The sequence below is a fragment of the Nitratireductor sp. GISD-1A_MAKvit genome, from assembly GCF_040819555.1.
GTDB lineage: Bacteria > Pseudomonadota > Alphaproteobacteria > Rhizobiales > Rhizobiaceae > Nitratireductor.
The window spans coordinates 2,567,942-2,583,591 of record NZ_CP161920.1; the positions used below are offsets into that span (position 1 = coordinate 2,567,942).

Annotated in this window: 13 protein-coding genes and 2 pseudogenes; all 15 read right to left on the bottom strand. The window is 60.3% G+C overall.

Annotated features, from left to right (window positions below):
* Window position 1: 1 nt before the first annotated feature.
* A complete protein-coding gene (gene nuoN / locus AB2N04_RS13520) occupies window positions 2–1,438 on the bottom strand; it encodes an NADH-quinone oxidoreductase subunit NuoN (protein ID WP_367714955.1) in 1,437 nt (478 codons plus the stop codon).
* A gap of 15 nt (window positions 1,439–1,453) precedes the next feature.
* A complete protein-coding gene (locus AB2N04_RS13525) occupies window positions 1,454–2,968 on the bottom strand; it encodes an NADH-quinone oxidoreductase subunit M (RefSeq protein ID WP_367714956.1) in 1,515 nt (504 codons plus the stop codon).
* 3 nt (window positions 2,969–2,971) lie between these two features.
* Window positions 2,972–4,957 carry an NADH-quinone oxidoreductase subunit L gene (nuoL, locus tag AB2N04_RS13530; RefSeq protein ID WP_367714957.1) on the bottom strand — a complete coding sequence of 662 codons (1,986 nt, stop codon included), beginning with the start codon at window positions 4,955–4,957 and terminating at the stop codon, window positions 2,972–2,974.
* Window positions 4,958–4,967: 10 nt separating this feature from the next.
* Window positions 4,968–5,276, bottom strand: coding sequence for an NADH-quinone oxidoreductase subunit NuoK (gene nuoK / locus AB2N04_RS13535; RefSeq protein WP_025030250.1), 309 nt, complete (start codon window positions 5,274–5,276; stop codon window positions 4,968–4,970).
* Window positions 5,277–5,281: 5 nt separating this feature from the next.
* Complete coding sequence (locus tag AB2N04_RS13540; RefSeq protein WP_367714958.1) at window positions 5,282–5,902, bottom strand: NADH-quinone oxidoreductase subunit J; 621 nt, start codon at window positions 5,900–5,902, stop codon at window positions 5,282–5,284.
* A gap of 122 nt (window positions 5,903–6,024) precedes the next feature.
* The gene (gene nuoI, locus AB2N04_RS13545; RefSeq protein ID WP_367714959.1) at window positions 6,025–6,516 is read right to left on the bottom strand and encodes an NADH-quinone oxidoreductase subunit NuoI; all 492 of its coding nucleotides are present in this window, start codon (window positions 6,514–6,516) and stop codon (window positions 6,025–6,027) included.
* A gap of 43 nt (window positions 6,517–6,559) precedes the next feature.
* A pseudogene (gene nuoH / locus AB2N04_RS13550) lies at window positions 6,560–7,604 on the bottom strand (NADH-quinone oxidoreductase subunit NuoH).
* A gap of 6 nt (window positions 7,605–7,610) precedes the next feature.
* On the bottom strand, window positions 7,611–9,692 hold the full coding sequence (gene nuoG, locus AB2N04_RS13555; protein WP_367714960.1) for an NADH-quinone oxidoreductase subunit NuoG: 2,082 nt from the start codon (window positions 9,690–9,692) through the stop codon (window positions 7,611–7,613).
* Window positions 9,693–9,740: 48 nt separating this feature from the next.
* Entirely contained in the window at window positions 9,741–11,045 is a 1,305-nt protein-coding gene (gene nuoF / locus AB2N04_RS13560; RefSeq protein WP_367714961.1) for an NADH-quinone oxidoreductase subunit NuoF, read from the bottom strand.
* A gap of 11 nt (window positions 11,046–11,056) precedes the next feature.
* The gene (locus tag AB2N04_RS13565; protein WP_367714962.1) at window positions 11,057–12,238 is read right to left on the bottom strand and encodes an NADH-quinone oxidoreductase subunit E; all 1,182 of its coding nucleotides are present in this window, start codon (window positions 12,236–12,238) and stop codon (window positions 11,057–11,059) included.
* Window positions 12,239–13,429 carry an NADH-quinone oxidoreductase subunit D gene (locus tag AB2N04_RS13570; RefSeq protein WP_367714963.1) on the bottom strand — a complete coding sequence of 397 codons (1,191 nt, stop codon included), beginning with the start codon at window positions 13,427–13,429 and terminating at the stop codon, window positions 12,239–12,241.
* A gap of 57 nt (window positions 13,430–13,486) precedes the next feature.
* Entirely contained in the window at window positions 13,487–13,885 is a 399-nt protein-coding gene (locus tag AB2N04_RS13575) for a four helix bundle protein (RefSeq protein WP_367714964.1), read from the bottom strand.
* Window positions 13,886–13,906: 21 nt separating this feature from the next.
* Window positions 13,907–14,510 (bottom strand): annotated as a pseudogene (locus AB2N04_RS13580) (NADH-quinone oxidoreductase subunit C).
* 8 nt (window positions 14,511–14,518) lie between these two features.
* Window positions 14,519–15,094: an NADH-quinone oxidoreductase subunit B family protein gene (locus AB2N04_RS13585; RefSeq protein WP_367714965.1), complete on the bottom strand. Its 576-nt coding sequence runs from the start codon at window positions 15,092–15,094 to the stop codon at window positions 14,519–14,521.
* Window positions 15,085–15,450: an NADH-quinone oxidoreductase subunit A gene (locus AB2N04_RS13590; RefSeq protein ID WP_007007904.1), complete on the bottom strand. Its 366-nt coding sequence runs from the start codon at window positions 15,448–15,450 to the stop codon at window positions 15,085–15,087. Before AB2N04_RS13590 ends, AB2N04_RS13585 begins: the two co-directional genes overlap by 10 nt.
* Between the last annotated feature and the right edge of the window lie 200 nt (window positions 15,451–15,650).

Sequence of the window (15,650 nt, forward strand, 5' to 3'; positions counted from 1 at the left end):
CCTAGAAAAAGGTCTTTGCAGCGGCCTCGGCAAAACGCCCGACAGGGCCACCGATCAGAACATAGAGCAACACGAAGGCACCCGACAGGAGCATGACGAAGCGGAGTTCGCCTGCCATGGGCTGGAAACCGCCCGCCGATTCGTCGAACCACATGATCTTGATGATGCGCAAATAGTAGAACGCGCCGACCACGGAGCTGACCACGCCGATGACCGCAAGAGCATAGAGCTTTGCGTCGATGGCGGCGAGGAACACGTACCATTTCCCCCAGAAGCCGGCGAGCGGCGGAATGCCAGCCAGCGAGAACATGAGGATGGTCATGATCGTGGCCATCATCGGATTGGTCGAGGAGAGGCCGGCGAGATCGTCGGTCTGCTCGACATTGCCGTCATTGCGGCGCATGGCCAGGATCACGGCGAATGTGCCGAGCGTCATGGCCAGGTAGATGAGCATGTAGATCGCCACGCCCTTCACACCGGCCTCGGAGTTTGCGGCAAGCCCGACAAGGGCATAGCCCACATGGCCGATGGAGGAATAGGCCATCAGGCGCTTGATGTTGCGCTGGCCGATGGCCGCGAAAGCGCCGAGGATCATGGAGGCAATCGCCACGAAGACGATGATCTGCTGCCAGTCGCTGGCGATCGGCTCGAACGCTCCCATGGTGACACGCACCAGAAGCGCCATGGCAGCCATCTTGGGCGCGGCAGCAAAGAAGGCCGTGACCGGCGTGGGCGCGCCTTCATAAACATCCGGCGTCCACATGTGGAAGGGAACTGCCGAAATCTTGAAGGCGAGACCCGCAAGCACGAAGACGAGACCGAAAACCAGGCCGAGCTGACGCTCGGCACCCGTCAGCGTTGCTGCGATGACGTCGAAACCGGTGTTGCCCGTGTAACCGTAGACCAGCGAAATGCCGTAAAGCATCATGCCGGAAGAGAGAGCCCCGAGAACGAAGTATTTCAGGCCCGCCTCGGTGGAGCGCGCGCTGTCACGGTTGATGGCGGCAACGACATAGAGTGCCAGCGACTGCAGCTCGAGGCCGAGATAGAGCGCGATCATGTCGTTGGCCGAGATCATCAGCATCATGCCGAGTGTGGCCAGCATGATGAGGACCGGGAACTCGAACTTGTCGAATTTTTCCGCCTTGGCAAACCCGACCGACATGACCAGCGTCACAACGGAGCCGACCAGTGTCAGGATCTTCATGAAGCGCGCGAACGCATCGCTCACAAAGGCACCACCAAAGGCGCGACCGTCGGCCGGGAAGATCACCATCAGCGCAATCACCGCAACCAGAAGAGCAACCGCAAGACCGGTGACGGTGGAATTGGCACGGGGGCCGGAAAAGACACCGACCATCAGGAGCGCCATAGCGCCCACCGCCAGGATCAGCTCCGGCGTTGCAAGGATCAGGCTTATCGTCAGATCAGGCGTCATTCGCTTTCAATCCGTTTACTGCGCGGCAGCCGTTGCCGCTTCCCGTGCCATGTCGGCCGACAGGGAGACATTGTTCACAAGTGCTTCGACCGACACCGCCGTCGCATCGAGGATCGGTGCCGGGTAGACACCGAAGAAGATGACCAGAACCACCAGCGGGTACAGGATCAGCTTCTCCCGGGTCGAAAGGTCAAGCATGCCCTTGAGACTTTCCTTGGTGAGCGATCCGAACACCACCCGGCGATAGAGCCAGAGCGCATAACCCGCCGACAGGATGACACCGGTGGTGGCAAAGAGCGCAACCCAGGTGTTGACCTTGAACACCGACAGCAGCGTGAGAAACTCGCCGACGAAGCCACTGGTGCCCGGCAGGCCCACATTGGCCATGGTGAAGATCATGAACACCGTGGCGTATTTGGGCATGTTGTTGACCAGGCCGCCATAGGCCGCGATCTCGCGTGTGTGCATGCGATCATAGATGACGCCGACACACAGGAAGAGTGCACCCGAGACGAGGCCATGCGAGAGCATCTGGAAGATCGCGCCCTGCACGCCCTGCTCGTTCATGGCGAAGATGCCCATGGTGACGAAGCCCATATGGGCGACGGATGAATAGGCGATCAGCTTCTTGATGTCCTCCTGCATCAGCGCCACCAGCGACGTATAGACGATGGCGATGACCGACAGGGTGAAGACGAGCGGAGCCAGATCGATGGAGGCGACCGGGAACATGGGCAGCGAGAAGCGCAGGAAGCCATAGCCACCCATCTTCAGCAGGATGCCGGCCAGGATAACCGAACCGGCCGTCGGCGCCTCCACGTGCGCGTCGGGCAGCCAGGTGTGAACCGGCCACATGGGCATTTTAACGGCAAAGGAAGCGAAGAAAGCCACCCATAGCCAGTATTGCATGCCTTCGGGGAAGACGTGGGTCAGCAGCGTCGGGATATCGGTCGTTCCGGCCTGCCAGTACATCGCCATCATGGCCAGCAGCATGAGAACCGAGCCGAGCAACGTGTAGAGGAAGAACTTGAAGCTCGCATAGACGCGCCGCTTGCCGCCCCAGACACCGATGATGATGAACATGGGAATGAGGCCCGCCTCGAAGAAGACGTAGAAGAGCACAATGTCGAGCGCGCAGAACACACCGATCATGAGCGTTTCAAGAATGAGAAACGCGATCATGTATTCCTTGACGCGGTGCTCCACCGCCTCCCAGCTCGCCAGAACGCACAGCGGCATGAGGAAGGTGGTGAGAATGACGAACAGCATGGAAATGCCATCGACACCCATGTGGTAGGAAATGCCGGAGCCCATCCATTCCTGCTTTTCGACCATCTGGAAGCTGGGCGTCGATGCATCGAAGCCGATCCAGATGAACAAAGACAGGACGAAGGTGAACACCGTCGTCAAAAGCGCGACATTGCGAATGTTACGGCGCGCACCGGCACCGTCCTCCCGGATAAGGAGGATGAGAAGCGCACCCACCAGCGGCAGGAAGGTGACCGTGGAAAGAATTGGCCAGTCGGTCATGGCTTAGAACGTGCCTCCAAGCATCATCCAGGTAACGAGGGCAGCAACGCCGATGAGCATGGCGAAGGCATAGTGATAGAGATAGCCGCTCTGCAGCTTGACGATCCGGTTGGTGACATCGACCACGCGGGCCGAAATGCCATCCGGGCCGAGACCGTCGATGACCATTCCGTCGCCTTTCTTCCACAGGAAGTGGCCGAGACGCTTGGCCGGACGGACGAACAGGAAGTCATAGAGCTCGTCGAAATACCACTTGTTGAGCAGGAAGGCGTAAAGGCCACTGAACTGCTGGGCAAGACGCTTCGGGCGCTCGGGCGAACGGATATAGTAGACCCAGGCCACATAGAGGCCGAGAAGCATGGCGACGAACGGAGCAAGCTTCACCCAGACCGGCACATGATGGAACTCTTCCAGCATGTGGTTGTCCGCCAGCGTGAAGAGCGCGCCCTTCCAGAAGTGCTCGTACTCATGGCCGACGAAGAACTCCTTGAAGGCAACGCCGGCAAAGAGTGCGCCAACGGCCAGGATGAACAGCGGCACGAGCATGACCAGCGGCGATTCATGCACATGATGCATAACATCGGCAGATGCGCGCGGCTTGCCGTGGAAGGTCATGAAGATCAGCCGCCACGAATAGAAGCTCGTGAAGACGGCGGCCAATGTGAGCAGGACGAACGAGAACATGGCGAAATAGTTCTCTGCCGCGAAAGCACCTTCGATGATCGCATCCTTGGAGAAGAAGCCGGCCGTACCGATGACGGTCAGCGGAATGCCGACACCCGTGAGCGCGATCGTGCCGATGATCATCATCCAGTAGGTCTGCGGAATGTGCTTTCTGAGGCCGCCCATCTTGCGCATGTCCTGTTCGTCAGAAACCGCATGGATAACCGAACCGGAACCAAGGAACAGAAGCGCCTTGAAGAAGGCGTGGGTGAACAGGTGGAAGATGGCCGCACTATAGAAACCGGTGCCGAGTGCCACGAACATGTAGCCGAGCTGCGAACAGGTCGAATAGGCGATGACGCGCTTGATGTCGTTCTGCACCAGACCGACGGTCGCGGCGAAGAAGGCTGTGAACGCGCCGACGAAGGTGACGACCGTGAGCGCCGTGTGCGACAGTTCAAAGATCGGAGACAGGCGCGCGACCATGAAGACACCAGCCGTCACCATGGTGGCGGCGTGAATGAGCGCGGAAACCGGCGTCGGGCCTTCCATGGCGTCCGGCAGCCAGGTGTGCAACGGCACCTGCGCCGACTTGCCCATCGCGCCCATGAAAAGAAGCAGACAGATCGCCGTCAGTGCTCCACCCTTGTCGAGCGCATAGCCCAGGAAGATCAGAACCGGTTCGCCAGCCTCTGCGCCTTCGGCGGGCAGGTAGGTGGCCGCATTGGCGAAGATGGTGCTGAAATCCACCGAACCGAACAGCATGTAGACGCCGAAAATGCCGAGCAGGAAGCCGAAGTCACCGACACGGTTGACGATAAATGCCTTCATGGCCGCGGCATTGGCCGAAGGTTTCTTGAACCAGAATCCGATCAGGAGATAGGAGGCCAGCCCCACGCCTTCCCAGCCGAAGAACATCTGGATCAGATTGTCCGACGTGACCAGCATGAGCATGGCGAAGGTGAAGAGTGACAGATAGGCAAAGAAGCGCGGCCGATGCGGATCGTTGTGCATGTAGCCGATCGAATAGATGTGGACCAGCGCGGAAACGGTGTTCACCACGATCAGCATGACCACGGTCAGCGTGTCGACGCGGATCGCCCAGGACACATCCAGATTGCCCGAGGTGATGAAGGAAAGGAGCGGCACGGTAAATGCCTCGCCGCTGCCCATGGCGACCGAAAAGAAGGCCACCCAGGACAGAAGCGCGACAATGACCATCAGGCCGCTGGTGATCAGCTCGGACCCCTTCGCGCCGATGGAGCGGCCGAACAGCCCGGCAATCAGAAAGCCGATAAGCGGGAGAAATACGATCGCTTGATACATGGCCGTATGCTCAGCCCTTCATCATGTTGATGTCTTCGACGGCGATGGTGCCGCGGTTGCGGAAGAAGACGACGAGAATGGCAAGACCGATCGCGGCTTCCGCCGCCGCGACGGTGAGAACGAATAGCGCGAAAACCTGGCCGACGAGATCTCCCAGAACCGAGGAGAAGGCAACGAAGTTCAGGTTGACCGCAAGCAGGATCAGCTCGACCGACATCAGGATGATGATGACGTTCTTCCGGTTCAGGAAGATGCCGAACACGCCAAGCGTGAACAGAATGGCCGAGACGGTCAGATAGTGTGCGATTCCGATTTCCAGCATGATCAGAGTCCCTCGCCCGTTTCGACTTTCTTGATCTCGATCGCCGTTTCAGGCGTGCGCGCCACCTGGGCAGAAATGTTCTGCCGCTTGACGTTTTCCTTGTGGCGCAGCGTCAGCACGATGGCGCCGATCATGGCGACCAGAAGCACCATGCCGGCGATCTGGAAGAAATGGATGTAATCCGTGTAGAGAATGTCGCCGAGTGCTGCCGTGTTGTGTCGCACGTCGATCGGCGGCGTGGGCTGGGCCACCTCACCGGCAAGCTCGGGCGCGAAGGCATAGCCCCCAAGCACGATGACGAGCTCGGCTGCGAGAATGATGCCGACCAGCGCCCCGACCGGTGCATATTGCAGCGCCCCGCGCTTCAGCTCGGCAAAATCCACATCCAGCATCATGACGACGAACAGGAAGAGCACGGCGACCGCACCCACATAGACGACAAGCATGATGAAGGCGAGGAATTCCGCGCCTGTCAAAAGGAAGAGACCGGCCGAGTTGAAGAACGCGACGATCAGAAAGAGCACCGAATGCACGGGGTTGCGTGCCGCGATGACCATGAAGGCCGCCGCCACGGTGAGAAAGGCGAACAGATAAAAGAAAATCGCCTCAAGTCCTGTCAGCATGGTTCCCTCGGTACCTAGCCTGCCGCAGAAAAACGCCGCGGCTTTTCAAAAAACCCGGCGCGCCGGGCATTCACGATGCTTCGTTTAGACGGGCGCCCCGCCCCCGTCCACAGGTCAAACCGTCACCGGTATGGTGCGTCCAGCGCGATGTTGCGCGCCAGTTCCCGCTCCCAGCGATCGCCATTGGCGAGCAGCTTGTCCTTGTCGTAATAAAGTTCCTCGCGCGTTTCCGTCGCGAATTCGAAGTTCGGCCCCTCGACGATGGCGTCCACCGGGCAGGCTTCCTGGCAGAAACCGCAATAGATGCACTTCACCATGTCGATGTCGTAGCGCACCGTGCGGCGCGTGCCGTCATTGCGGCGCGGACCGGCCTCGATGGTGATGGCCTGGGCCGGGCAGATCGCCTCGCACAGCTTGCAGGCAATGCAGCGTTCTTCGCCATTGGGATAGCGGCGCAACGCATGCTCACCACGGAAGCGCGGGCTGACCGGGCCTTTTTCATGCGGATAGTTGATCGTGTATTTCGGCGCAAAGAACTGCCGCATGGACAGGATGACAGCCCCGACGAACTCTTTGAGAAGCAGTGACTTGGCTGCCTGTGCAAGCGCACTCATCGATTTTCTCCGAAGCGTGTTTCAGGGATGAAAACGGTCATGGTCATGCCATCCCCGTGAATTTCAGGAAGGCCGCGGTGGCGACAACCATGAAGAGCGACAGCGGCAGGAACACTTTCCAGCCAAGACGCATCAGCTGGTCGTAGCGGTAGCGCGGCACGAAAGCCTTCACCAGTGCGAACATGAAGAAGACCATGCACATCTTCAACACGAACCAGATGACGCCGGGCACCCAGGTGAATGGCGCCATGTCGAGCGGCGGCAGCCAGCCACCCAGGAACAGGATGGTTGTGAGCGCGCACATCAGCACGATGGCCACATACTCGCCGAGGAAGAAAAGCAGGAACGGCGTCGAGGAATACTCGATCATGTGTCCCGCCACGAGCTCGGATTCGGCCTCCACCAGATCGAAGGGCGGGCGGTTCGTCTCGGCCAGCGCCGAGATGAAGAACACGATGAACATCGGGAACAGCGCCAGCCAGTTCCAGTCGAGGAAGGTGTTGGGCAGGCCGAACATGGTGCCAAGACCATCACCCTGTGCAAGCACGATGTCGGTGAGGTTCAGCGAACCGACCGTGAGCAGCACGGTGACGATCACGAAGCCGATGGAGACTTCATACGAGACCATCTGTGCCGCCGAACGCAGCGCGCCAAGGAACGGATATTTCGAGTTGGAGGCCCAGCCGCCCATGATCACGCCATAGACTTCCAGCGAAGCGATGGCGAACACATAGAGAATGCCGATGTTCACATTGGCAATCGCCCAGCCCTCATTGACCGGGATCACCGCCCATGCGGCAATCGCAAGAACCGCAGCGACGACCGGCGCAAGCAGGAAAACGCCCTTGTTGGCGCCGGACGGAATGACCGGCTCCTTGAAGACGAACTTGAAGAGATCGGCAAACGCCTGGAACAGACCCCACGGGCCCGACCACGTTCGGGCCGCGACGACGCTGCACGGCGGCCCAGATCTTGCGGTCGGCGTAAAGAATATAGGCGACGAAGATCAGGAGGATGACGATCATCGCCACCGACTGCAGAAGGATCAGAAGCCCCGGAAGGACGTAGGTTGAAAAGAAGGTATCCATTCGTCTCTACTCGGCCGCCTGTTTTACTTCGCCGCGCGCCAGCGCCGAACATTCGGCCATTACGGCCGAGGCACGGGCAATCGGGTTGGTGAGATAGAAATCCTTCACCGGCGAGGTGAAGGGAGCCTTGGTAAGCCGCCCGCCAAGTTTCGCGAGCTTTTCGACGTCGCCTGCTTCGGATGGCGCAATGACGTCGATGGCCGCGAAATGTGGGAACTCGGCATAAAGTGCTGCGCGCAGGGCCGCCAGCGAATCGAACGGAAGCTTGTTGCCCAGAACATCGGACAGTGCCCGCAGTATCGCCCAGTCTTCCTTGGCATCGCCCGGCGCGAAACCGGCGCGGTTGGTCATCTGCACCCGGCCCTCGGTGTTTACATAGGTGACGGACTTTTCCGTATAGGTGGCGGCAGGCAGGATAACGTCCGCGCGGTGTGCACCGGCATCGCCATGGGTGCCGATATAGACGGTAAAGGCCTCGCCAATGGCGTTCATGTCGATCTCGTCGGCCCCAAGCAGGAAGAGCACGTCCATCGCGCCCATCATGCCCTTGACGTTCTGGCCGCCCTTCCCGGGCACAAAGCCGAGATCAAGACCGCCAACGCGGGATGCTGCCGTATGCAGCACGGCGAAACCGTTCCACTCTGCCGAAACCGCCTTGACCGCACCGGCAAGCTTTGCCGCAAGGCCGAGAATCGCCGCACCATCGGAGCGGGCCAGAGCCCCCTGGCCCACGATGATCATCGGCCGCTTGGCCTTCTTCAGGACCGAAGCAAATTTGCCCTTGCCTTCGGCCAGTTCCTTGAGCGTTTCGGCCCCGGCACCGAGCTGCTGGTAATCATAGCGCAGATCGCCCATCTCGCCGATCACGCCGATGGGGAAATCGCCCATGCGCCAGCGTTTGCGGATGCGGGCATTGAGCACGGAAGCCTCGAAGCGCGGATTGGCGCCGACGATCAGAAGCGCATCGGCATCCTCGATGCCCTCGATGGTCGGGTTGAAAATATAGCCCGCACGGCCAAGCGCCGGGTCGAGGGCGGCACCGTCCTGACGGCAATCATAATTCGCCGAACCGAGCGACTGCATCAGCGATTTCAGCGCATACATTTCCTCGACGGCTGCCAGATCGCCGGCGATGGCGCCGATCTTTTCCGGCTGGGCCTTCGACACGGCCTTTGCGATGGCATCGAACGCCTCGGGCCAGGTGGCCGGCTGCAGGCGCTTGCCCTTGCGCACATAGGGGCGGTCGAGACGCTGGGTTCTGAGTCCGTCCCACACGAAGCGGGACTTGTCGGAAATCCATTCCTCGTTCACCGCTTCATTGATGCGCGGCATGATGCGCATGACCTCGCGGCCGCGCGTGTCGACGCGGATGGCCGAACCGACCGCATCCATCACGTCGATGGACTGGGTCTTGTTGAGCTCCCACGGACGCGCCTGGAACGCATAGGGGCGCGAGGTGAGCGCGCCGACCGGACAAAGGTCGATGACATTGCCCTGAAGCTCCGAGGTCATCGCCTCTTCGAGATAGGTGGTGATCTCGGCATCTTCGCCACGACCGATCAGGCCGAGCTCGGAAATGCCGGCGACCTCGGTGGTGAAGCGGACACAGCGCGTGCAGTGGATACAGCGCGTCATGATCGTCTTGACGAGCGGGCCGATATATTTGTCTTCGACGGCGCGCTTGTTTTCCTTGTAGCGGGAGGAATCCACACCAAAGGCCATCGCCTGATCCTGCAGATCACATTCGCCGCCCTGATCGCAGATCGGGCAATCGAGCGGGTGGTTGATGAGCAGGAACTCCATCACGCCTTCGCGGGCCTTCTTGACCATCGGCGTGTTGGTGAAGATTTCGGGCGCCTCGCCATTGGGTCCGGGGCGCAGATCGCGCACGCCCATGGCGCAGGATGCGGCCGGCTTGGGCGGTCCGCCCTTCACTTCCACCAGACACATGCGGCAATTGCCGGCGATCGACAGACGCTCATGGAAACAGAAGCGCGGCACCTCCGCGCCCGCCTCCTCGGCGGCCTGCAGCAGCGTGTAGTGATCGGGTACCTCGATCTCCGTGCCGTCGACTTTCAATTTTGCCATGGTCGCTGTCCGCTTACCTCTCGCCCCTTCCGGAGCAAACCTTCACTTTTATTCCGCCGCCACCAGCGCCGGCCGGGCCTGATGCGCGTTGCGGGTGAACTCGTCGATGCGCCGCTCGATTTCCGGGCGGAAATGACGCACGAGACCCTGGATCGGCCACGCTGCCGCATCACCCAGAGCACAGATCGTGTGGCCTTCCACCTGCTTCGTCACATCGAGCAGCATGTCGATTTCGTGCTTTTGCGCCTGGCCGACGACCAGACGCTCCATCACGCGCCACATCCAGCCCGTGCCCTCGCGGCATGGCGTACATTGGCCGCAGCTCTCGTGCTTGTAGAAATAGGAAAGCCGCGCGATCGCCTTCACGATGTCGGTGGACTTGTCCATCACGATCACGGCGGCGGTGCCGAGACCGGACTTCAGTTCACGCAGGCTGTCAAAATCCATCGGCGTGTCGATGATCTGCTCCGCCGGCACCAATGGCACGGAAGAGCCGCCCGGAATAACCGCCAGAAGATTGTCCCATCCGCCGCGAATGCCGCCGCAATGGCGCTCGATCAGCTCGCGGAAGGGAATCGACATTTCCTCTTCCACCGTGCACGGGTTTTCCACGTGTCCGGAGATGCAGAAGAGCTTGGTGCCCTTGTTGTTCTCACGCCCGAAGGAGGAGAACCACGATGCGCCACGGCGCAGAATGGTCGGTGCAACGGCAATGGATTCGACGTTGTTGACGGTGGTGGGGCAGCCATAGAGGCCGACATTGGCCGGGAATGGCGGCTTGAGGCGCGGCTGGCCCTTCTTGCCTTCAAGGCTTTCCAGAAGTGCGGTTTCCTCACCGCAGATATAGGCGCCGGCACCGTGGTGGACGTAAACGTCCATGTCCCAGCCACACTTATTGTTCTTGCCGAGCAAACCCGCCTCGTAGCACTCCGCAATGGCGCGCTCGAGCGCCTCGCGCTCGCGAACGAACTCGCCGCGCACATAGATATAGGCAGCGTGTGCGCCCATGGCGAAGCCGGCGATCAGGCAGCCCTCGACCAGCGTGTGCGGGTCGTGACGCATGATGTCGCGGTCCTTGCAGGTGCCGGGCTCGGATTCGTCGGCATTGACGACGAGATAATGCGGGCGGTCGCCCGGCTCTTTCGGCATGAAGGACCATTTGAGACCGGTCGGGAAGCCGGCGCCGCCGCGCCCGCGCAGGCCCGACGCCTTCATCTCGTTGATGATCCAGTCGCGGCCCTTGTCGATCAGCCCCTTGGTGTTGTCCCAAAGGCCGCGCGACTGCGCGCCCTTCAGCGAACGGTCGAACTGGCCGTAGATATTGGTGAAGATGCGGTCTTTATCCTGGAGCATGGCTCAGTCCCTCACCTCGGCTTCTTGCCGAAAACTTTGATGTATTCGGCTTCACCGCCCTTGGCGAGCGCCTTGGCCTGTTTGACCCAGTCCTCGCGCTCGATGCGGCCATGAAAGCTCAGATAACCGTCGACCCATTCGCGCTCGGCCTTCTTCCACTTCGAAACCTGTTCGAAAGTGAAGATGCCCAGATCATGCAGAATGCCCTCGATCTTCGGGCCGACACCGGAAATCATCTTGAGGTCATCGGGTTTTGCCGGACGCTCAATGCCAGCCGGACGGTTCTTGTCTTCAAGCGCGGCCTTGGCCGGTTTTGCTGGTTTTGCGGCCGCAGACGCTTTGGATGCGGTGGCGGATTTGGGCGACGTGCCAGGCTTCCTCTTCGGAGCGGCTTTGGCAGAAACAGCGGCGGCTGCCGACGTCTTGCCATTGTCGGCCTTGACCGGAGACGGCGACTTGATGGCCGGATCGGTTTCGGTTGCAGACGTGTCGGGCTTGGCCGCGCGGGACGGAGGCACTTCGGCACCTGCCGAAGCCTTTTTCCGGCTGCCGGGCTTGCCCTTCGTCTTGCCGGTAACGGCCTTTTCGTCGGTCAGTGCGGTCAGGCCGCTGGCCGGGGCCGAATAGATTCGGTCGATCTGCGGACCGGGAGCGATCGTGTCGCCCTTGCCAGCCTCGAATGCATCGATGATTTCTTCAAGACGCTCGGGCGTCAGATCCTCATAGGTGTCCTTGAAGATCATAACCATCGGCGCATTCACGCAGGCGCCCTGACACTCCACCTCTTCCCACGACAGTGTGCCGTCGGCATTGGGGTGGAAGGGTTCGGGATTGATCTTCTTCTTGCACAGATCGATCAGTTCGCCGGAGCCGCGCAGCATGCAGGGCGTGGTGCCACAGACCTGAATGTGGGCGCGCGTGCCGACCGGTGCGAGCTGGAACTGGGTGTAGAAGGTCGCCACTTCCAGAACGCGGATCAGCGGCATGTCCAGCATTTCTGCCACATGCTCGATGGCTGCGCGCGTGACCCAGCCTTCCTGCTCCTGCGCCAGCATCAAAAGCGGGATCACCGCCGACTGCTTGCGGTCCTTGGGGTATTTGCCCAGCCAGCGCTTCACCTCCCCGTTCATGGCACGGGAAAAAGCGAAGCTCTCGGGCTGGACGGCTTCGTCTGCGAGACGGCGGACTGACATTTATCTGTCTACCTCACCAAACACGATGTCGAGGGAGCCAAGCACGGCGGCGACGTCGGCCAGAAGATGGCCGCGGCACAGGAAATCCATTGCCTGGAGATGAGCAAAGCCCGGCGCGCGCAGCTTGCAGCGATAGGGCTTGTTGGTCCCGTCGGAGACGAGATAGACGCCGAACTCGCCCTTGGGCGCTTCCACGCAGGCATAAACCTCGCCTTCGGGCACGTGGTAGCCTTCGGTGTAGAGCTTGAAGTGATGGATCAGCGCTTCCATCGACCGCTTCATCTCGCCGCGCTTGGGCGGGACGATCTTGCCGTCGGTGTTGGAGACCGGGCCGACACGCTCCTTGCCGAGCAGGCGGTCGACGCACTGGCGCATGATCTTCGCCGACTGGCGCATCTCTTCCATGCGGATGAGATACCGGTCGTAGCAGTCGCCATTCTTGCCGATCGGAATGTCGAATTCCATCTGCGGATAGCATTCATAGGGCTGGCTCTTGCGCAGATCCCATGCCGCACCCGAACCGCGCACCATGACACCGGAGAAGCCCCAGGCCCATGCGTCTTCCAGCGACACCACGCCGATATCGACATTGCGCTGCTTGAAGATGCGGTTGCCGGTCAGAAGACTGTCGAGATCGTCGACCGTCTTGTGAAAGGGCTCGATCCAGTTGCCGATGTCCTCGACGAGCTGGTCTGGAATGTCCTGATGGACACCGCCGGGGCGGAAATAGGCCGCGTGCATGCGCGCGCCGCAGGCGCGCTCATAAAACACCATCAGCTTTTCGCGCTCTTCAAAGCCCCAGAGCGGCGGGGTGAGCGCGCCGACATCCATCGCCTGCGTGGTGATGTTGAGGAGATGGTTCAGAATGCGGCCGATCTCGGAGAACAGAACGCGAATGAGCTGGCCCCGGATCGGAACGTCGATGCCGATCAGTCGCTCGACGGCGAGCGCGAAGGCGTGTTCCTGATTCATCGGCGCGACATAGTCGAGCCGGTCGAAATAGGGCACGGCCTGCAGATAGGTCTTGTGCTCGATCAGCTTTTCGGTGCCGCGATGCAAAAGGCCGATATGCGGATCGACACGCTCGACCACCTCACCGTCAAGCTCCAGCACGAGGCGCAGCACGCCGTGCGCGGCCGGGTGCTGCGGGCCGAAGTTGATGTTGAAATTGCGTACGGAGTGTTCAGTCATGACGCGCTCCATCAGCGGCTGCAGCCGCGTGAATGGTGAATGGTGAATGGTGAATGGTCATGCATCACCCTTTGCGCGCTGTAGTGATCTCACGAATGACACCAGCATCTTTCCAAGTTTCTCATATCTAGGTTCAAGCGAACGCAACTGATGATCGGCGAGTAAACCAACACGCGCCGCGAGTATTGTGTGCGTTTCAAGCTCCTTCAGCGAGCCCTGAGCCATTCGTAGGTACTGCACAAACACCTTGCGTTGCGCGCGACCAAAACCTTCTGCAATGTTGGCTGGAATCGAAGATGCAGAACGGCGCATCTGGGAGGTCATCCCAAACATCTCCTCACGCGGAAAAGCGCGTGTCACTGCATAGATGTCTGCTGCCAAATCCATCGAATCCTTCCAGACGTTCAAATCACGGTAGTCGTGAATCGCAGGCCGTTCTGGTGTCGCGTCATCCATTCACTATTCACTATTCACCATTCACTCTTTCGCCTTTTCATCGCCGGGCAGAACGTACTCCGTCCCCTCCCATGGCGAAAGGAAATCGAAATTGCGGAATTCCTGTCGCAGCTCGACGGGTTCGTAGACGACACGCTTCAGAGTGTCGTCGTAGCGCACCTCGACAAAGCCGGTCAGCGGGAAATCCTTGCGCAGCGGATGCCCCTCGAAACCGTAATCGGTGAGGATGCGTCGCAGGTCCGGATGGCCTGTGAACAGAACGCCGTACATGTCGTAGATCTCGCGCTCGAACCAGTCGGCGGCCGGGAATACCTCGATCGCCGAAGGCACGGGCGTGTCCTCATCCGTCGAAAGCTTCACGCGGACACGCTGGTTCTGGCGCGGCGACAGGAGATGGTAGACCACCTCGAAACGCTTCTGGCGCGAGGGATAATCCGCACCCGAAATGTCAACGAAAGCGAAGAACTGGCACTGAACGTCGTTCTTCAGAAAGTTGAGCACATCGACGATGTCACCCGGCTCGACCAGGAAGGTCAGTTCGCCATAGGCGACGACCGCATCCTGAATCTGCGCGTCGAGCTTTTCCGTGACGTAGGGCCGCCAGGTCCTTCAGCGCTTCGCTCATATCCGCCTCTAACGTTCGATCGTGCCGGTGCGACGGATCTTCTTCTGCAGAAGAAGAATGCCGTAAAGCAGCGCTTCCGCCGTGGGCGGGCAGCCGGGCACATAGATGTCGACAGGCACGACGCGATCGCAACCGCGCACCACCGAATAGGAATAGTGATAATAACCGCCGCCATTGGCGCACGAGCCCATGGAGATGACGTAGCGCGGCTCGGGCATCTGGTCATAGACCTTACGCAGGGCCGGCGCCATCTTGTTGGTCAGCGTGCCGGCGACGATCATCACGTCGGACTGGCGCGGCGAGGCACGCGGCGCGATGCCGAAACGCTCGGCGTCATAGCGCGGCATGGAGATGTGCATCATCTCCACGGCGCAGCACGCCAGACCGAAGGTCATCCACATGAGCGAGCCGGTGCGTGCCCAGGTGATCAGCGCCTCAGAAGAGGTGACAAGAAAGCCCTTGTCGGACAATTCATTGTTGATGCCCGTGTAGAACGGATCGTCCGAACCGACCGGGTTGCCGGTGTTCGGGTCGATGAGGCCCTTGGGCTGGGGCGCTACGAGCGTACCGTTGTTCAGTCCCATTCCAGCGCTCCCTTCTTCCATTCATAGATGAAGCCGATGGTGAGAATGCCGAGGAACACCATCATAGACCAGAAACCGAGCCAGCCGATATCGCCGAACGCCACCGCCCACGGGAAGAGGAAAGCCACTTCCAGATCGAAGATGATGAACAGAATCGCCACCAGATAGAAGCGCACATCGAATTTCATGCGCGCATCGTCGAATGCGTTGAAGCCGCATTCATATGCGGAGAGCTTCTCCGGATCCGGATTGCGATAGGCCACCAGGAATGGCGCGACCACCAGCGCAAGCGCAACGACAAGCGCAACGCCGATGAAAATAACGATAGGTAGGTATGAACTCAGAAGCTCATTCATGGTCCGACTTTCCGTTGCCCGCCGCGGGCGAGGCTGCGTATCGAGGCCCGAGACCGGGATTCTGCGCCTACGGCCAAGGCAGCAAGGCTAGGCTCATGTTGCAACGCGGCGAGGGTTAGCGCAGGGCGCTTGGCGACGCAAGTCAAACCTTGGCCAGATTGCGGCATTGTCTGATGCATTTGCCGGCTTTTTAACACCTT